The 16,056-nt window shown below is 55.9% G+C and carries 12 protein-coding genes; 7 read left to right on the forward strand and 5 right to left on the reverse strand.

The genetic code is table 11. The features are described 5' to 3' along the window. Positions 1-165 precede the first annotated feature (165 nt). Complete coding sequence (locus ABEA92_RS17630; RefSeq protein ID WP_345685162.1) at positions 166-921, forward strand: tributyrin esterase; 756 nt, start codon at positions 166-168, stop codon at positions 919-921. A gap of 179 nt (positions 922-1,100) precedes the next feature. After that, entirely contained in the window at positions 1,101-2,219 is a 1,119-nt protein-coding gene (locus ABEA92_RS17635) for a beta/alpha barrel domain-containing protein (RefSeq protein WP_345685163.1), read from the forward strand. On the opposite strand, the gene ABEA92_RS17640 is transcribed toward ABEA92_RS17635, so the two are convergent. Beyond that, positions 2,216-4,210 carry an NAD(+) synthase gene (locus ABEA92_RS17640; RefSeq protein WP_345685164.1) on the reverse strand — a complete coding sequence of 665 codons (1,995 nt, stop codon included), beginning with the start codon at positions 4,208-4,210 and terminating at the stop codon, positions 2,216-2,218. The genes ABEA92_RS17635 and ABEA92_RS17640 overlap by 4 nt on opposite strands. 165 nt (positions 4,211-4,375) lie before the next feature. On the opposite strand from ABEA92_RS17640, the gene ABEA92_RS17645 reads away from it, so the two are divergent. The 5 genes from ABEA92_RS17645 (at position 4,376) to ABEA92_RS17660 (ending at position 9,415) form a co-directional block, all read left to right on the forward strand. Continuing rightward, positions 4,376-5,062, forward strand: coding sequence for a DUF2461 domain-containing protein (locus ABEA92_RS17645; RefSeq protein WP_345685165.1), 687 nt, complete (start codon positions 4,376-4,378; stop codon positions 5,060-5,062). A gap of 21 nt (positions 5,063-5,083) precedes the next feature. Further along, positions 5,084-7,024, forward strand: coding sequence for a sulfatase-like hydrolase/transferase (locus tag ABEA92_RS17650; protein WP_345685166.1), 1,941 nt, complete (start codon positions 5,084-5,086; stop codon positions 7,022-7,024). Between the two features lie 213 nt (positions 7,025-7,237). Then, positions 7,238-8,593 (forward strand): hypothetical protein, encoded by a 1,356-nt coding sequence (locus ABEA92_RS17655; RefSeq protein WP_345685167.1) that lies wholly within the window; start codon positions 7,238-7,240, stop codon positions 8,591-8,593. A gap of 161 nt (positions 8,594-8,754) precedes the next feature. Further along, the gene (locus ABEA92_RS31395) at positions 8,755-8,853 is read left to right on the forward strand and encodes a 50S ribosomal protein bL37 (RefSeq protein ID WP_372717856.1); all 99 of its coding nucleotides are present in this window, start codon (positions 8,755-8,757) and stop codon (positions 8,851-8,853) included. Between the two features lie 34 nt (positions 8,854-8,887). Continuing rightward, complete coding sequence (locus tag ABEA92_RS17660) at positions 8,888-9,415, forward strand: 3-hydroxyacyl-ACP dehydratase FabZ family protein (protein WP_008706669.1); 528 nt, start codon at positions 8,888-8,890, stop codon at positions 9,413-9,415. 113 nt (positions 9,416-9,528) lie between these two features. On the opposite strand, the gene ABEA92_RS17665 is transcribed toward ABEA92_RS17660, so the two are convergent. From ABEA92_RS17665 to ABEA92_RS17680, 4 genes are all read right to left on the reverse strand, one after another. Beyond that, the gene (locus ABEA92_RS17665; RefSeq protein ID WP_345685168.1) at positions 9,529-10,644 is read right to left on the reverse strand and encodes a carboxylate-amine ligase; all 1,116 of its coding nucleotides are present in this window, start codon (positions 10,642-10,644) and stop codon (positions 9,529-9,531) included. A gap of 90 nt (positions 10,645-10,734) precedes the next feature. After that, on the reverse strand, positions 10,735-11,973 hold the full coding sequence (locus ABEA92_RS17670) for a M20 metallopeptidase family protein (RefSeq protein ID WP_345685169.1): 1,239 nt from the start codon (positions 11,971-11,973) through the stop codon (positions 10,735-10,737). Positions 11,974-12,053: 80 nt separating this feature from the next. Next, complete coding sequence (locus tag ABEA92_RS17675) at positions 12,054-12,938, reverse strand: D-hexose-6-phosphate mutarotase (RefSeq protein WP_345685170.1); 885 nt, start codon at positions 12,936-12,938, stop codon at positions 12,054-12,056. Between the two features lie 387 nt (positions 12,939-13,325). Next, complete coding sequence (locus ABEA92_RS17680) at positions 13,326-15,887, reverse strand: FAD-dependent oxidoreductase (RefSeq protein WP_345685171.1); 2,562 nt, start codon at positions 15,885-15,887, stop codon at positions 13,326-13,328. Between the last annotated feature and the right edge of the window lie 169 nt (positions 15,888-16,056).

The following is a 16,056-nucleotide window of genomic DNA, read 5'->3' on the forward strand; positions in this document are numbered from 1 at the left end:
AACTTTGCTTGTATTCCGTTCGTAGTTGTAGCGGAAGTCGTCAAGACTTTCGTTGTATAAGCCAAACGATCCGAAACTCTTGACGAGTTCCGCTACCCGAAAATCGAGATGTAAGCAGCCCACTAGCCGCGTTTCCCCACCACCAAAAAACAGAGTCATTGTTTTATGTCTGCCGATGAAGCTGGATCATCGCTGAGCGGTGCACTGCCACCGCCGACGCATCAATTTTCGATGCAATCGATGAGCGACGCCGAATTGATCGCGGCGATTCACGCGGTGCCGACGTTCGCGGACCCCAATGTGCTTGCTCAGATCAAAATCGATGGAGCCAACGGTCAGCATGCGGCATTGATGCGATTGAATCATCCGGTGCGTCTTCAGATCGAAGGTTCGCTTGGAGATTATGCGTACGCATACAATGCCGAAGCGGATATCCGCCAAACCGGAAACGTCGGTCACGGAGTGGGCGAGGGCATGCGAAGCGGTGCGGTACGGATCCGTGGCAACGCGGGTGTCGGTGCGGGCGCAGCAATGTCGGGCGGCACGTTGGCGATCTATGGCCAATCAGGTGATCGCTGTGGCGCGGGGATGCGGTCGGGCGGCATCTTTGTTCGCGGCGATGTCGGTCACGAGGTTGGCGTGGGGGCGATTGGTGGCATGATCGTGATTGGTGGTGACGCCGGTCGAAATTTGGGGGACGCGATGAACAACGTCTCGGTGTTTATTCGTGGCAAGGCGGAAAGTTTGGCAGATGGCGTGACCGAGGCGCCGCTGCGTAAACGTGAACTGTTGCGACTCGGATTGTTACTGATCAATGCATCGATTCGCGGTGATGCAAAGGAGTTTCGTCGAGTGGTTCCCGAAGCGATGCTTCGCGCCGAAGAAGCCCGACGAGGCGAGGTTGCACCCAATTGGCGTTAGAGCCTTTATTTGGAAACCGGTAGCGGAAGTCGTCAAGACTTTCGATCAAGCTTTATCACGGTCGAAATTCACGCACAAATTCCGCTACGATTTAGTCGTTATGGATCGCTTGATTTACAAATCGGTTTTTCGTAGGCCTGCACAACCCATTTAGATTTGCCAGAACGGAACGCATCCTGATGCAATTGAATCATCGACTCGCACCGCTGCATTTGTTGCCGCCACCGGTTTTTACTCCTTGGACCGGGGCGTTGGTCAATTCGCATCGCGGTTCGATTTCGCGAAAACAGGGCCAGGACATTCCGTTGCCGTTGCCGCTGTTTTGGTACGATCCGCCGTGGTACCAAATCACGATGGAACAAGCTGACAACTTGGCGGTGGCGGTCGGTGAACTTGATATCCTGGTGACCGCGATGCACCGTGATCTATCGGCCCCGCAAACCGAATCGATCTTCCATGCCGGCCGTCAAATCGAACCCGACGATTCCGGCAAATCACCAACCCATCGTCGTTACCGCAGGATCGTCCCCTATCGGTCGGAGCGTTACGGGTTAACGGTCACCGATTTTGATGATGCCGATGTGGTGGATTTGCGTTTGATGATGGCGCGTGATGTGTCGGGACGCTTTGCCTATTCGCCGGCTCAAATCCAACGCTGGGAAGCCGCTCCGGCGACTTCTCCGGTTGCAGGTGGCGGGTGGGTGCCGGCTGCAACGTTTCCGCCCGATGTGGCATCAATGGAGCACTTGAAATCCAAGATCGACCAAATTCGCCGGTTGTCCGAATCGGCTGCGGTCTTTGTTTCGATGGGGCCGTTCCGGATGGGAGACGAATTGCCAAAGCTTCTCGCGGCCGAGCCGGATGGATTGATCCTACGGCTAGACGAAATCCAGCTCGAAGGACTTGAATTGGCGGCCATCACCCGACGAGCACGCCAGATGATGAACGCCGAGAAATGTTCGGACATGCCGCTGTGGGTTGTCCCCGGCACCATCACGCCGGATGACGCCGTCAAGCTTGTTGCCCTGGGCGCATCGGCGGTTGCGATTGATGATTGGTGCAACAATCTGATCATGCAGACACGCGATTCACAACCGGCAACCACAGCGGCGGCGACGTCCGGGGCCGCCCACCAATACGATCCACGCTGGGGTGATTTCGTCAAGGATCATTTGGGCGAGTTGACGGATCGCTTCTTGGGGTTGTTTGAATCGCTGCAAAGCGTCAGCGAAAATGAGCGACTCGGCAGCTTTAGCGGCACGTGGGCCAACGTGCTTGGCGTTCAGGGGTTGCGCTAGAACGCGTCGCTGTCGGCGTCACTGGGCATCCGCCAATCGCCGCGAGGCGACAAGCTAACCGATCCCACTTTGGGACCATCGGGAACGCAATTGCGTTTGAATTGGTTCTTGAAGAACCGGTCGAAAAACGTCTCGAGCGTGGCGTCAATGTCGGTGTGGGAGTGCGGTTGATCAAATTTCGCATGTTGGGCCAAGAAGCGAATGCGTTCGCGATCGCAGCCATAGCGAACGAAATGGTACAGAAAGAAGTCGTGCAGTTCGTAGGCACCAATCGATGCTTCGGTTTCCTGGCGAATCGTGCCATCGGCCGCTGGCGGCATCAGCTCAGGCGAAATCGGAGTGTCGGCGATTCGGTGCAACAGCTCAGATACCTCGCCCTCGAAGTAATGGTCGGCGGCATAGCGAACCAGGAATCGGACCAGCGTTTTGGGGATCGATGTATTGACGTTGTACATCGACATATGATCGGCGTTGTAGGTGGACCATCCGAGCGCCTGTTCGCTCATGTCGCCGGTGCCAAGCACAAACCCACGGTTCATCAACAACATCGTGCGAACGCGAGCTTGCACGTTTTCAAACTTCAAATCGGCGGTGCTGGGTGGCACATCAAGAAATGACTTTTGCAGCGATTCGGGGGTTGTATCGTGATCGATCTTGATTCCCAGCGGATTGTGATCGAGGGCGCGGAACGTATCGAGACACAATTGGCGGATGTCGATCGTTTCCCCTGTGATTTCGGTCAGCTCGATCAAGCGGTCGGCACTGGTTTTCGTATGCTGGGTCGTCCCATAGCCCGGCATCGTGATCCCACAGATATTGCGGCGAGGCAGCTCCATCGCGTCACACGCTCGCAGTGCCACCAGCAGTGCCAGCGTGCTGTCGAGACCGCCCGAGATGCCGATCGCGAGCGTGGTTGTTTTGGAAAGTCGAGACAATCGCTTGCATAATGCCGCCGATTGGATCGCAAAGATCTCTTCGCAGCGTGCTTCGAGTTCGCTAAACGCTTTGGGCACAAACGGATGGGCGTCGACGTTGCGAATCAGCGCAGGGGTGCGAGGCAGGGCAGCGTTTTCATCTTGTTCGATTTCGATCCAGCGATAGGCGGTGGTCAACGATTGTTTGCCATCATCGAACGAACCGGTCACGCGTCGATCGTGGGTCAGTTTGGCTAGGTCGACATCGACGGTGACGACGGTTTCGCTTTCATGCGTGGCAGCCGCTTGATCGGTAATCGTACGCGATTCGTCCAGGATCGATCCGTTTTCCGCGATCAAACAGTGGCCACCAAACACCAGATCCGAACTGGATTCACCAGGGCCGGCCGAAGTGTAGGCATAGGCAGCGATGCAGCGGCCCGATTGGCTGCGGATCAAATCACGTCGCCACTGGACCTTGCCGATCGTCTCGTTGCTGGCCGAAAGATTCACCAGCACGTTGGCGCCGGCCAATGCAGCATGGCTGGACGGAGGGATCGGAGTCCAAAGGTCTTCGCAGATGTCGATTCCAATCTTGGCATCGCCTTGTTGGAACAGCAAATCGGTTCCATAAGGAATCAAGCCGCCAAGCAGTTCGATCCATTGAGGGTCATTCGAGGAAGCAGCGCGAAAGTGTCGTCCTTCATAAAACTCACGATAGGTCGGCAAAAACGTTTTCGGAACAATGCCTTCGATTTGTCCGTTGCAAATCACTGCAGCCGCGTTCATCAGCGAATCGTCGATGGCAACCGGCAGCCCCACGATGACAGTTTGATTGGGACGTTGGCGTGTCGACGCGACCAAGGTTTCCAAAGCGTCGAGCGTCGCCGTTTGCAGGGAATCGGTCGCGAATAGGTCGCCGCAGGTGTATCCGGTCAGCCCCAATTCGGGAAACACAATCAAATCCGAATCACACGGATTCATCAACCGCATCATCGCGGCAGCGTTCGCGGCAGGATTAGCGACGGAGACGACTGGCGACGCGACCGTGATCCGAAAGAAACCGTGAGCAGACAAATCAAAAGGCCTTTAAGTATGGAAGATCGGCTCGATGGAGAGTCACATGATTTTACTCGCCAATCGCCACCGAAATAATGGGGAGTGTGCGGGTGAGGTTGAATTCCATTAAAGTCAGTCACTGAATCTGATCAACGACCTTTCCCCCCCACTGATAATCGCTGTATGCCCGAGTCCGTGATTCCCGAGGAATTGTTTGATTTCCTGCGTGAACTTCAATCCAACAACCATCGCGATTGGTTCAACGATAACAAGCGACGTTATCAAACCGAGGTGCGGGACCCCGCGGTGGAATTGGTGCGTCAGCTCGAAAAACCGCTGGCTCGGGCGGCACCGATGCTATCGGCGATTCCGAAACCACATGGCGGATCGGTGATGCGGATCTATCGTGATACTCGGTTCAGCAAAGACAAAACGCCCTACAAAACCAACGTCGGCATCTCGCTGCGGCATCAAGCCAACACGAATATCCATGCACCTGGCGCCTACATTCATTTTGCTCCGGAAGAGTGTTTCATCGGCATGGGCAGCTGGCGGCCGGAGCGAGACGTGTTGTCGGCCATTCGCCAAGCGATCGATGCGAACCCCAAAGCGTGGGTGAAGGTGCGTGATCAAAAAGCGTTTCGCCAGCACTTTGAATTCACCGGCGAGAAGCTGAAGACAACGCCTCGCGAGTACGACAAAACGCATCCGATGATCGACGATTTGCGAAGGATCGATTTCATCGCGGTCGCACCGCTGAGCGAAGCAGAAGTGACCAGTCCTGAGATCATCAAGATCTTGATCGATCGCGTGCGTGCGGCGCGGCCATTGATGCGATTTCTGTGCGATGCAATTGATGTGCCCTACTAATCCTTGCCGTCGGGGACAAGCATGAGTGAACTCGGCGATCGCGAACGGCTATTGAGGTACCGATTGGCGGTGCTTGCGATCTTGATCCCTTTGGGGACGCTAGCGATCGGCGTTCTGTATCCGTCGCTTAGTTCGTCGCCGCCACGATCAATGCTTGCTTGGATTTCGATTCACAGCTGGATATTGCTGCAATCATTGATCTTGATTTCTCCTGGTTTGTTGGTCGCGTGGCTGCTGCGTCGTCGATTGCCGCGAGTCGGGTTTGGGGTTGGGTTTGGATGGATGATCCTCGTTCCGGCGGGCGTGCTGTGTGACGCGATTGCGTTCGGCTGGATTTCGGACCGCTTTTTGTCAGCGAAAATTCTGCGAGTCGCAACCGACTTGCGAGACAGTTTGCTTGCTCACGCCCAGTGGAAATCGATCGCTTCGCCGATGCTGTGGTTCCTAGGATTTGCCGTGACCGTGATCGCAGTGTTTTGGATCTCCAGTGCGATCTCGCGATTATGTGTGCGACATCAGACGGTCGCGAAGTGGAGTGGCGGGATCGTCGGGGTTTGTGTTTGTCTGTTCTCGTTGCCAGCCATCTTGGATTGGCAAACTACGGCGTCTCGTATGCGAGCCACCTCGACGCGGCACCCCTGGGTTGTTTTCCGGATCATCGATTCCAGCGATGCGGCCGCCTCTAGCAGCAAATCGCGGTTCGCGCCGGTCGCGTTCATGATTCCTCAGGATGGCATTCAGCGTCGCAGCGTCCAGCAGCGCGTGGCGGGGCTAAATTGGGATGCACTCGCCACCCACGACGAACCGTTTCCTGATGTCGTGGTGGTGGTGCTCGAGTCCTTTCGTCACGAGATGGTCGATGCCGAAACGATGCCCAATTTGACTCGGCTAGCGAGCGACGGGATTCATTGCCGCAATCACTTTTCAGCAGCGAACGCATCGAACATGGGGATGTTCAGCTTGGTCAATGGATTGGAGGCGATTTGGTTTGACGAACCGATCCGCTACAGCCCGCTGATGAATCGTTTGTTTCATCAGGCAAGCTACGAATTGGGGCTGTTTGCCAGCCATGATGATTGGCGACTATTTGCGATGGACGGTTTTTTAAACGAACAGCAATTTGATGTTTTTCAGTGTGAGCCGAAGGGCTGGAGCGAAGTGGATCGGCGGACCGTTTCGCGAGCGACCGCATTTTTAAATCGCTCGGACTTGGCGGACGCTTCATCGCCGCCGCCGCGATTAGCCGTTGTCTATCTCTACACCACCCATGCTGATTATCGTTGTGATCCGGCGGACGAATGGTTTCATCCGGCCGCGGATGATTCGTTTCCGATTCCCTATCGTCCCGAGTTGCGCAATGCGGTTTGGAACCGCTACAAAAATTGTGCACGCACCGTCGACCGATTGATCCGTCCGCTGTTGGACCGCAACCGAGTGGTGATCGTGACCGGCGATCATGGTGAAGCTTTTTTGGAAGATGGCACGTGTGGTCATGGAACAAAACTGAGTCGCTATCAAACGATGACACCGGCGATCATTTTCGCTCCCGGCATCACGCCCAAGCAAATCGATCAGCCGACGATACACGCCGATTTGCTACCAACACTGATTGAGCTGGCGGGGCTGCCGATCAGCGATCCAAGCGTGTTTGATGGCAGTCCAATTGCGAGCAAAAGCAAGTTGAACAATTCGCGTTGGAAGGAGCGAGTTTTTATGGTCCGCGATTACTTAAGCGACGAAGCTTTGTTAGTGGGACCTCCGACCGCGTCGATGCAGTCCGAGTCGATTCTAGGAATCGGATGCCGCGTATCGCTTGACGAAAATTGGGTTCGCATCACCAACGCGATCAGCGAATCGGGTGACAGGGTGACCGATATCTCGGATTTCGAGGACGCATCGAATAAAAAAATAAATTCGCAAATCCTGCAGGAATGGCTAAAGAAACGGTTTGATCGAGGCTGAAAATCGGTGACGGCGTCACCATTCTGACTTATTCGTCTTTCTCTGAAACCTTTGCTTCGCCTAGACTGCCCGCGTCGACTCGTTGGTTTGCAAACGCTCGGTGGCAAAGATTGTCATCAATGATTGCAAACGAAAGTATGCTCGCAAGCGAAAACGACGAGACGATCGATCACAGAGTCGAAATTAGTACGGATGCTAGGGGAGTGCTGCGGCATGGAAGCCGGATTTTTATTGCGACGTTTCGTCATCGTGGCGGTTGGTTTTGCAGCAACCTTTGGGATTGCTAGCTCATCCAACGCAGCGAACTTTCGGACTCAAAACTTTTTGATCCATGCTCCCGACGCTCATTTGGCTCAGGCCGTGGGCGAAGCCGCCGAGCGTTATCGCAACGACTTGGCAACCTATTGGCTTGGGGCTCCGTTGCCCCCATGGCCGGTGCCATGTCCGGTTCGCGTCGTGTCGGGGCCAAGATTAGCAGCCCAAGGCGTGACGACGTACAACCGTTCGCCGGTTCGTGATTTCCAAATGGAAGTCGTCGGAACTCCAGAGCGAATTCTCGACAGCGTCTTGCCTCACGAAGTCACCCACACGATTTTGGCCACTCACTTTGGTCGTCCACTGCCGCGTTGGGCAGACGAAGGAATTTGCACCACGGTCGAACACGACTCGGAGCGTCAAAAGCACGAAGCCAAACTGCGAGAGTTCTTGGGAACCCGTCGCGGGATCGCGATGAACAAGTTGTTTCTGTTGACCGAATATCCAAGCGATGTGTTGCCGATGTACGCCCAAGGCTACTCGGTTTGCCGCTTTTTGATCGAACAGGACAGCCCGCAGACGTTTATCAAATTCTTGCAAGATTACATGCAGCATCCGTCGTGGACGGCTAACGTACGCAAGCACTACGGCTACGAATCGCTGGCCGAGCTGCAGGATTATTGGCTCGCCTGGGTGGCTGCTGGCAGCGGTCCGGTCGAAAAGTTTGCCAAACGCAACTTGAACGACCGCGGATACAACAATTCGGGCTCCAACATCGATGTCGCAGCTAACGGCAACGGGAATGGCAACCATGTCGCCATCAATTCACCATCCAATTCGCGAGCCCCGTCCAACTCATCGGCACCGGCAAACTCGCTCGCAGGCGGTTCACCCGCAGGCCGATTTGCCAACGCGAGCGGCGTCCAGCTCGCTCAGCTTGAAACTCCTTCGGCATCCTCATCGGCATCGCCTGCAACCGCGTTGGCCAGCACCCAGCCGAGTGGTTGGTACCAACGTCGCAAACTAGAGGGCGAGGACCAAGTCCGTCCGCTGCAAGGCAGCCAACCTGCGGCGACCAAAGTGGCCGGTACGATGGCCTCGGATCGTCTATTGCCTCCGTCGGTTCGCGGTAGCGGCCCCTATTCGGCGGCTCAACCGCAACCAGAACAATCGTTCTCGCGGGGCGGAATCGCGCTGCGTCCGACGAATCCCGCCGCGGGTTCGAGCTATTCCGGCGGCTCCAGCTATTCGGGCAGCTCCAGCTATCCTGGGGGCTCGGACATTCGCCAGCCGCCGCAATCGCTTCTCCGCTGACCAAATCGCGGGGTAAAGGATTCCCTTCAAAAACCGTTCGATACGAAGGTTTTTGGGGATGACTACCAAAACAACGCCAAACATGCTATTTTCTCACGCTCAATAGAACTCTGTGAGAGAATTCTCCGTCAATATTACGCTTTCCTCGACTGTATCGATTCATGGCTAAACCACATCACAAGCTGAAAAAAGCTAACCACGGCCAACGTCCGGCCAACGCAAAAGCTCGCAAAGCAAAGCGTCGTAAAGTTAAAACCTAATCTACCGCTGCCCGCACAACTAACGGAGCAGTTCGTGGCTAAAAGCGATCTAATCGTCGATTTGGCGCTGCTGGACCTCGATAATCCCATTGCGGATATCGAGGACATTCGCAAGCTAAATCCGCAACGTTTCGAGATGGAACATCTAACCGGGATCCTCTACGAGGACACCGAACGCTTGGTGTGCGCCGGTTATAAAGACATTACCGAAGACGAGTTCTGGGTGCGCGGCCATATGCCTGGCATGCCGATCATGCCCGGAGTGATCCAGCTGGAAGCGGTCGCACAGCTGTCGAGCTACTTTACCCAGCGACACGATTTGCTCGGAGCCGCGATGGTCGGCTTTGGCGGGCTCGACGAAGCGCGTTTTCGTGGCGTTGTCACCCCCGGTGACAAGCTGATTCTGTTGATCGAGCTGCAAAAGGCACGTCGGGGACGGATGATCGTCGCCAAATTCCAAGGCGTTGTCGACGGCAACCTGGTGGTCGACGGTATCCTGCGAGGCATCCCGATCCCGATCGATTCGGTCAAAAAGCACCTCGCGTCACGCCAATCGCAGTAGTCGGTTTGCGGGCCTATCGTGCCTGCAGCAGGCTTTGGCGTCATCAAAAGAGCGGCGCTTGCAACCTCAGGCGGATGCCAGTTCAGACACGTGCCGCTTACACACGTGCCAGTTCACACTCGCGACTGCTCGGTCAATTGGCGGACCATTTCTGCCGCATCATTGGTCTGCTGGAAAATAGAGCGTTGGCATTCCGACCAACCGTTTCTCGCGGCGATCTCTTTGACAAACCCCAGTTCGCTTTCGCAGCCCAGATCGATCGCCACGTCACGTAGTTGATCGACCAGGCGGCAAGCGATCGTGACGACTGGTTCGACGCGATAGTCGCGTGTGTTGACCAGGCTGGCGGAGCTTCCGAACCGCGCAGCTCGCCATTTGTTTTGACGCACCATCATCGGGTGGCAATCAAATTGGTAGGTTCCCTCGTCAATTTCGTCACTCAGGTGTTTGACCAGACATTGGATCAACGCCGCCAATCCGCACACCGAGTCGATGTCGCCTGGCATGTCGCAGACGCGGACTTCGACCGTGCCGAAATTGTGATGTGGTCGTACGTCCCACCAAATCTCGCGGATCGTGTTGATGAATCCGGTTTCGACCATGTGGTTCACCAACCAAACATACTCGCTCCAGTTCCGCATCAGCGTCGGCAATCCGGCGGTCGGTAAACCTTCCATCAATTTGGATCGGTGCGAGTGCAGTCCGGTGTCACGCGTTTGCCAGTAGGGGCTGCTGGTCGAAAGCGCCAACAACATCGGCAGGTATTGCATGATCCGGTCGCAGATCATCACCGCCTTGTCGCCGCTGTCGACGCCGACATGAACATGCAAACCAAAGGTGATCATACGTCTTGCAAGCTCTTGCAACAATTCCAACAAGTTCATGTACCGCTCGGTCGGCGTGACCTCTTGGTTTTCCCAGCGGCTAAACGGATGCGTGGATCCCCACCACAATCGCATGTCCAACGAATCGGCGGCGGTTTGCACGTGCCGGATTTTGCCGACCAAGTCCTCGCGGATCTCGCCCACATTGTTGCAAACCCCGCTGATGACTTCGACGCAGCACTGCATCAATTCGGGTTTGACGGTCTTATGAAGTTCTTCGGGAATCTGCTTGAGCAGCGTTTCGCAGCCGTTCACCAGTTCCATCGTTTTGCCGTCACAGAGTCCCATTTCGATTTCGACGCCGATTGTCGGGGTCGGATTCGAGTTAAAGATCAACTTGGCCATGGGCGTCGTCTCCGCAAAAAATCGTTACAAGTAACGTGGGGTGTGCGATTGCGGTGCCATCGTCTGTGCGACATCACGCAACCAATGTCGCTATACGTTTGCATTGGGAACCGGACTGCGATTCGGATCGAAGTAAGCAATCACGGAGGCGGCGAAAAGTTTGGCACCGACCATGATCGCTCGCTCGTCGATGTCAAATGCAGGGGTATGTAGCGGAGCGTGGCCAACTTGATCGCCTGCGACACCAAGCCGAAACATCGCTCCGGGAATTTGTTTTAGGTAATACGAAAAATCCTCGCTGCCCATACTCGGTTCATCGATCCATTCGATGGCACCGGCACTGAACGCCGCGGTCGCGGTGTCGGCTAAGAGGTCCACGAGCGAGTCGTCGTTGACCACAGCGGGTGCGGAAAATCCAAGCTCCATTTTGACTTTGCAATTGTTTTCGATCTCGGTTGCTTGGCAGACGTCTTCGAGTGTTTCCAGTGCAATGCGTCGCGAGTGGGCGTCCAGCGATCGCAGCGAGCCGGACAGCGAAGCCGAATCGGGAATCACATTGGTGCTATGCCCGGCGTGCAGTTGCCCCACCGAAAACACGACGGTTTGGTGAGCGTTGACGGTGCGTCCGAGTCGTCGAAATGCCGATTGCACCCAGTGCGTGATCGCATCGATCGGATCGTTCGTCAGATGCGGGCGGGCTCCGTGACCGCCGTTGCCATGGATGGTGACATGCACTGCATCACAGGCCGCCGTCAACGTGCCGTGACGAAGCCCGATGCAGCCCACCGAACGTGTCGGATCGACATGCAAGGCTAAGATCGCATCAATGTCTCGTAGTGCATGATGGTGGATCATGTAACGTGCCCCCGTCGCCAGTTCTTCGGATGGCTGCAAAACGGCGCGCACCGCGATCGGCCAAGGCAGACGGTTCGCTTGATGCATCGCACTTAGGATGTGCATCGCGGCAACGACCACGGTCGCGTGGACATCATGGCCGCACGCATGCATCACCCCGTCACACGTGCTGCGGTAATCGACCGCTTTGGCATCATTGATCGGTAAGGCGTCAATGTCACCGCGAATCGCCATCCAACGATCCGGTTCGTGTTTAAAAGTCACCAAGTCGGCCGTCAAACCACGCTGGTCGACCGGAATGTGAGTCGGCAATCCAAGTTTCGTCAATGCGCACGTCAAGTATTCGGTCGTTTGATACTCGGCATCCGATAGCTCGGGGTGTTGATGCAAATAGCGACGCATCGAAATCCACTCGGGGTGCAGCGGTTCTGCGACCTTGGTTAGTTGCGGTAGCCAGGTTTGTGAGTCAGTCATAGCAGTGGGGTGAGCAATTGTGATGCCAGTTCGCGTCGTTTCGTGACCGAGGCAGTCAAGAAACCGTTCCGACGCGTTTTCTAAGGAAACAGCGAAACCACGGCGGTCATGACATGCGAATCGCCTGGATTCAATGTTGGCTGCAATGGAGCCGTATTGGCGGTTTCGATACAGGCCATCGATTGCCATTCGTGGTCGCCAAAATCAGGCATCGCAGCACTTTTGTTGATCCACGGATTCCACACGACGGTGCACAGCGAATTGGTTTTTGAGATTTGGATCGACCGTGCCAACGCCAAATCACGCAGGGTGCAGGTTTCGGTGGTGTTGAGGTAGACGCGGTCACATTCGCCATTGAACCGTATTGATTCGTCGGTGGCCGGTTTCTGTTTCATGCCATCGACCTTGTCGATGTAAGCGGCCGACTCGAGACCCTCGATGACCACTTGATGGATATCTTCGATGGCAAGGTACGTGTGCAGTGCTTCCTCGAATGACACCGCTTCGCTTGATTGATCCGACAGGGTCACGCTTAGCGACATGCCAAGCGACCGCCCGAACGTGGCTGTGTACGTCAGTTCGAAGTTGCCAATCGTGATGCCGAGCGTCAGTGCGACATCGCCGTCGTCATTGATTTCGGTGGCAAGCAGATTCCAGGTCCGGATTCGCGCATAACCGTGCCCCGGAGCGGTGGGGTCCGCTGCGTTTGCACCAAACCAAGGAAAACAAATTGGGACGCCGCCCCGGATCGCCTTGCCTTCAGCGAATTCCGATTTTTGGCTCATCCACAGCACGGGTAATTGATTGTGGGGTTGAAAGTGAGTGATGTGGGACCCATGTAAATAGATCTCGCCGTCGCAACGATCGGTGTGGACGATCGCTTTGACGAGCCCGCCATTTCCCTCGGCAAACCGAAGTCCGGGGACCAAGAATTGAGGCGCTAATTGATCAACGCTGGGCTGCATGGTGAATGCCAAACAAACGAGTTAGAAACGCCGGACTGAACGTAGCGAAACTTGTCAACGGCTGGTTGATTAATCGTACGACGGACTTCCTCGTCCGTCGAATACACCATTGACGGACTTGGAAGTCCATCATACGACCCTTGCCGCACGAAACTTCACTAAATCAACAAGCCGTTAACGGCTTGTTGATTTAATCCAAATGTCAATCGGAATGGTGAGCCGTGGCCGTAAGGCACCGGGACTTGCTTGGGACCCGGCCGCTGACGCGAGAGCGGCTCATTAAACCAACAACCCGTCGAGAGTCCCGGCTCGAAGGAAGACTTTCCAAAGCATACCTTCGGCAAGTCCTTCCGCTTTTCAGTGTACCCGCTGAATCGTCACGCCGCGTCACTTCGTTGTCGATTCCGCCGATTGGATCGGCTCGGCAATCAACCAATTGATCGTCGTATTGCTTCCACCGTGGGGCGTGCCGAGCGTCAACGTGATGCGGCCATCGTCGACTTCAATATCGGTCGTCGTCTCGTGGAAGTAGCCCGCGGCGGTGGCAACGTCCTCGGCGACCTTGATGTTCTCGATTTGCAAAAATTGTCCGGTCTGTTCGTGTTCCGCGTCTCCCAGACAAACATGCACCCGCCATTTCCCGTTGTCCACCTCGCACTCCCACACATCCTGTTTACGTGTGAAAACAAATCCGTCGCGGAGTGGTCCAAGCTTGGTGGCTCGCCATCGTGTGTGGTCACGCAAATCGTTCCGCCATCCGTAACCTGTCTTGGTCGAAAATCGATGGCCGATGTCATTGCGAAACGGATGCATCGCGGCGGATTCTGCAGCGGTAAAGTTGATGGCGATCGTCTTAGCGGGATAGCGAGCGTGCGACGAAGGAATGCCATCGGTTTCCGGAAGTCGCTGCCACGAAACCGTTCCAGCGGTAAAGGGCAATGGATCTTCGGCATCCGCGATGCCATCGTCATCCGCATCTTGAGCCCGGATGCGAATGGGATCGGGAATGGGTTGTGATTGCAAGTGGTTCCACAGCGAGATTGCAAGATCGCGGCGAGTGGCAGTCCCTTTGAAGTCGAACGATGCAGCGGAATAACCCGCATCGACCACTGCGTCGTTGACCAGTTGGGTCCACGCCTTGGTCGCCATTTGGTCTGGCTGAAACGCGGTATCGGTGGGGCCAAGGCCGAGCAGTCGACGCAGTGCAAGTTGCTGGATCGCGACAAATCCAGTGTCGTAGGGATCGGTGTCTGAAAACGGCCAAATCGCCAGTGGCGCGCCTGTGCCGGGATTCAACAGGCCATCCCAGATTTGGGCAAGTTGATCGGGGGCAAGGTACATCGAGGCCGGATCAATGTGGTTTCGCAGACTGATTGCGGCTACCGCGCCACTGGCTTGGCCGGCATGCATCGATTGATCATGCAACCGGCATGATGAGCCCACGATGCTGGTGTAGCCCAGGTTCTTTTGGGCCCCCAATAGTCCATTGATCTTCTCAGGGACAAGTGCGCGCAGTGGAAAGACCGCACGTCCTGTTCCGCCGAGACCAAAGCGGCGTTTACCTCGGAACGTGGCTTCCCATGGGCCTGCGTTCCCCTCGTCGCTGACCCATCTTCGCTGAGTCGGGTGGAAATCCTTTTCGAATTGCCACGAGAATACCGCATCGGGGAACATGGTCGTCGCATAGTTTGCATAGCCGCCAAAACCATCCACCTCCTGTTCTCGAATGATGTGTCGAGCAACCAGTCGCAGGCTCTCGCGAACATACGGTTTTGGCGGCAAACGATCGGGTGTACCGAATTCGTCACTTAACGCCATGCGGCGGAATTTGGGAAAGCTCTGTTGCAGATGGTAGTAGTAACGAAGCGTATGACGTTTTGCATCCTCAAAGACAATCTCTCGCTGTGCCGGTGTCATGGCAACGATCGTTTTTGTTGAAGCGCCGGCTTCGCTTTGTTCCAACGCGGTCACCACTTCGGCCGGCAGCGAGTCGAGCGGATAGTCAATCTGTGGTGAATTGATCAGCAACACATCCGCGTGATCAATCTCCGCGAAACCTTTACCGTCCACCAATCTCCGCGTCGTGTAGGCGAAATGTTCGTCGATCCATCCCCAGGTCCCCGTAAAGTAACGAGGGTCGTACGTTGACGGCTGCGGGAACAGCGACGGCTGATCCTGTTCGACCAAGATCATGCAATAGGTGATCGGAGCCAGATCGGTGGCCGGTTGATTCGTTTGCGGAGCTCTGGGTTCGCCGAATTCCGATTTTGCATCGATGCCGGTATCCCAGCGTGCACCGGACGCCTGGATCACGTCGCCCCAATCGCTGGCGTCGATCGTCATCCGAGCGTGAACGGTTAATGAGTTTGTTTGTGGTGCGGTGTCGGTGCTCACAAATTCGGCGCCGCGAACCGTGTCATGGTCCTTCAAAACGCGAGCAAGCCGATAGTGCGAGAATCGCTGGATTTGGCCTGACTGCTCATACGGAGCAAGCAGATCGCGAAACACCGACTCCGACACCACCGGTCGCGCCGTCGTGATAACACGCGTATTTCCAGGACGGCGGATGCCGCCATAGAGCTGGGCGTTTTTGGTTTCGATCGCGTCGATCACTTCTCGGAATAAGCCCGAGCGAGGAATGGGCACGGTGCCGTTGTACTTGTGGGCCCGGTTCTCATCGATCGCACCAAGTCCCTCGGCACTGAATTGGCCCCCGAGCCATTCGATATCGTTGACCAGAACAATCTTTTGCACGCCCATCCGAGCCGCTTGGACCGCCGCGGCACAACCCGACTCGGTGCCGCCAACGATTAGCAAGTCTGCATTGACCACGTTCGGCTCGACCACATCCGGCTCGACCGCATCGGTGGGATCCATCCCAAGCATCGCCGCGATCAAAAACAGGAAAACCGTTCGCGATACCGAGCTTGTCCGCGGCAGACCCCTCATGCTGAATTCACTTGCGTTTTGCGTGATGATTTTGACGAACAACCAGGTGTCGCCGATGCAAACGCATGAATCCACGCAGGCCGCAGGCAACTGCGTCCAGTATAGTGGTCGCCGGAGGTGACGTGGGGCCGAAGATCGTGGATCGCTGCGTCCACGGCCGAATGAGCAC

This window comes from Novipirellula caenicola (genome assembly GCF_039545035.1).
Lineage (GTDB): Bacteria > Planctomycetota > Planctomycetia > Pirellulales > Pirellulaceae > Novipirellula > Novipirellula caenicola.

Bases quoted from the DNA above. Each gene is read 5' to 3' on its own strand.
- ABEA92_RS31395 (WP_372717856.1), top strand. From the start codon at position 8,755: ATGGCTAAACCACATCACAAGCTGAAAAAAGCTAACCACGGCCAACGT.
- ABEA92_RS17645 (WP_345685165.1), top strand. From the start codon at position 4,376: ATGCCCGAGTCCGTGATTCCCGAGGAATTGTTTGATTTCCTGCGTGAA.
- ABEA92_RS17675 (WP_345685170.1), bottom strand. From the start codon at position 12,938: ATGCAGCCCAGCGTTGATCAATTAGCGCCTCAATTCTTGGTCCCCGGA.
- ABEA92_RS17630 (WP_345685162.1), top strand. From the start codon at position 166: ATGTCTGCCGATGAAGCTGGATCATCGCTGAGCGGTGCACTGCCACCG.
- ABEA92_RS17670 (WP_345685169.1), bottom strand. From the start codon at position 11,973: ATGACTGACTCACAAACCTGGCTACCGCAACTAACCAAGGTCGCAGAA.
- ABEA92_RS17665 (WP_345685168.1), bottom strand. From the start codon at position 10,644: ATGGCCAAGTTGATCTTTAACTCGAATCCGACCCCGACAATCGGCGTC.
- ABEA92_RS17650 (WP_345685166.1), top strand. From the start codon at position 5,084: ATGAGTGAACTCGGCGATCGCGAACGGCTATTGAGGTACCGATTGGCG.
- ABEA92_RS17655 (WP_345685167.1), top strand. From the start codon at position 7,238: ATGGAAGCCGGATTTTTATTGCGACGTTTCGTCATCGTGGCGGTTGGT.
- ABEA92_RS17635 (WP_345685163.1), top strand. From the start codon at position 1,101: ATGCAATTGAATCATCGACTCGCACCGCTGCATTTGTTGCCGCCACCG.
- ABEA92_RS17680 (WP_345685171.1), bottom strand. From the start codon at position 15,887: ATGAGGGGTCTGCCGCGGACAAGCTCGGTATCGCGAACGGTTTTCCTG.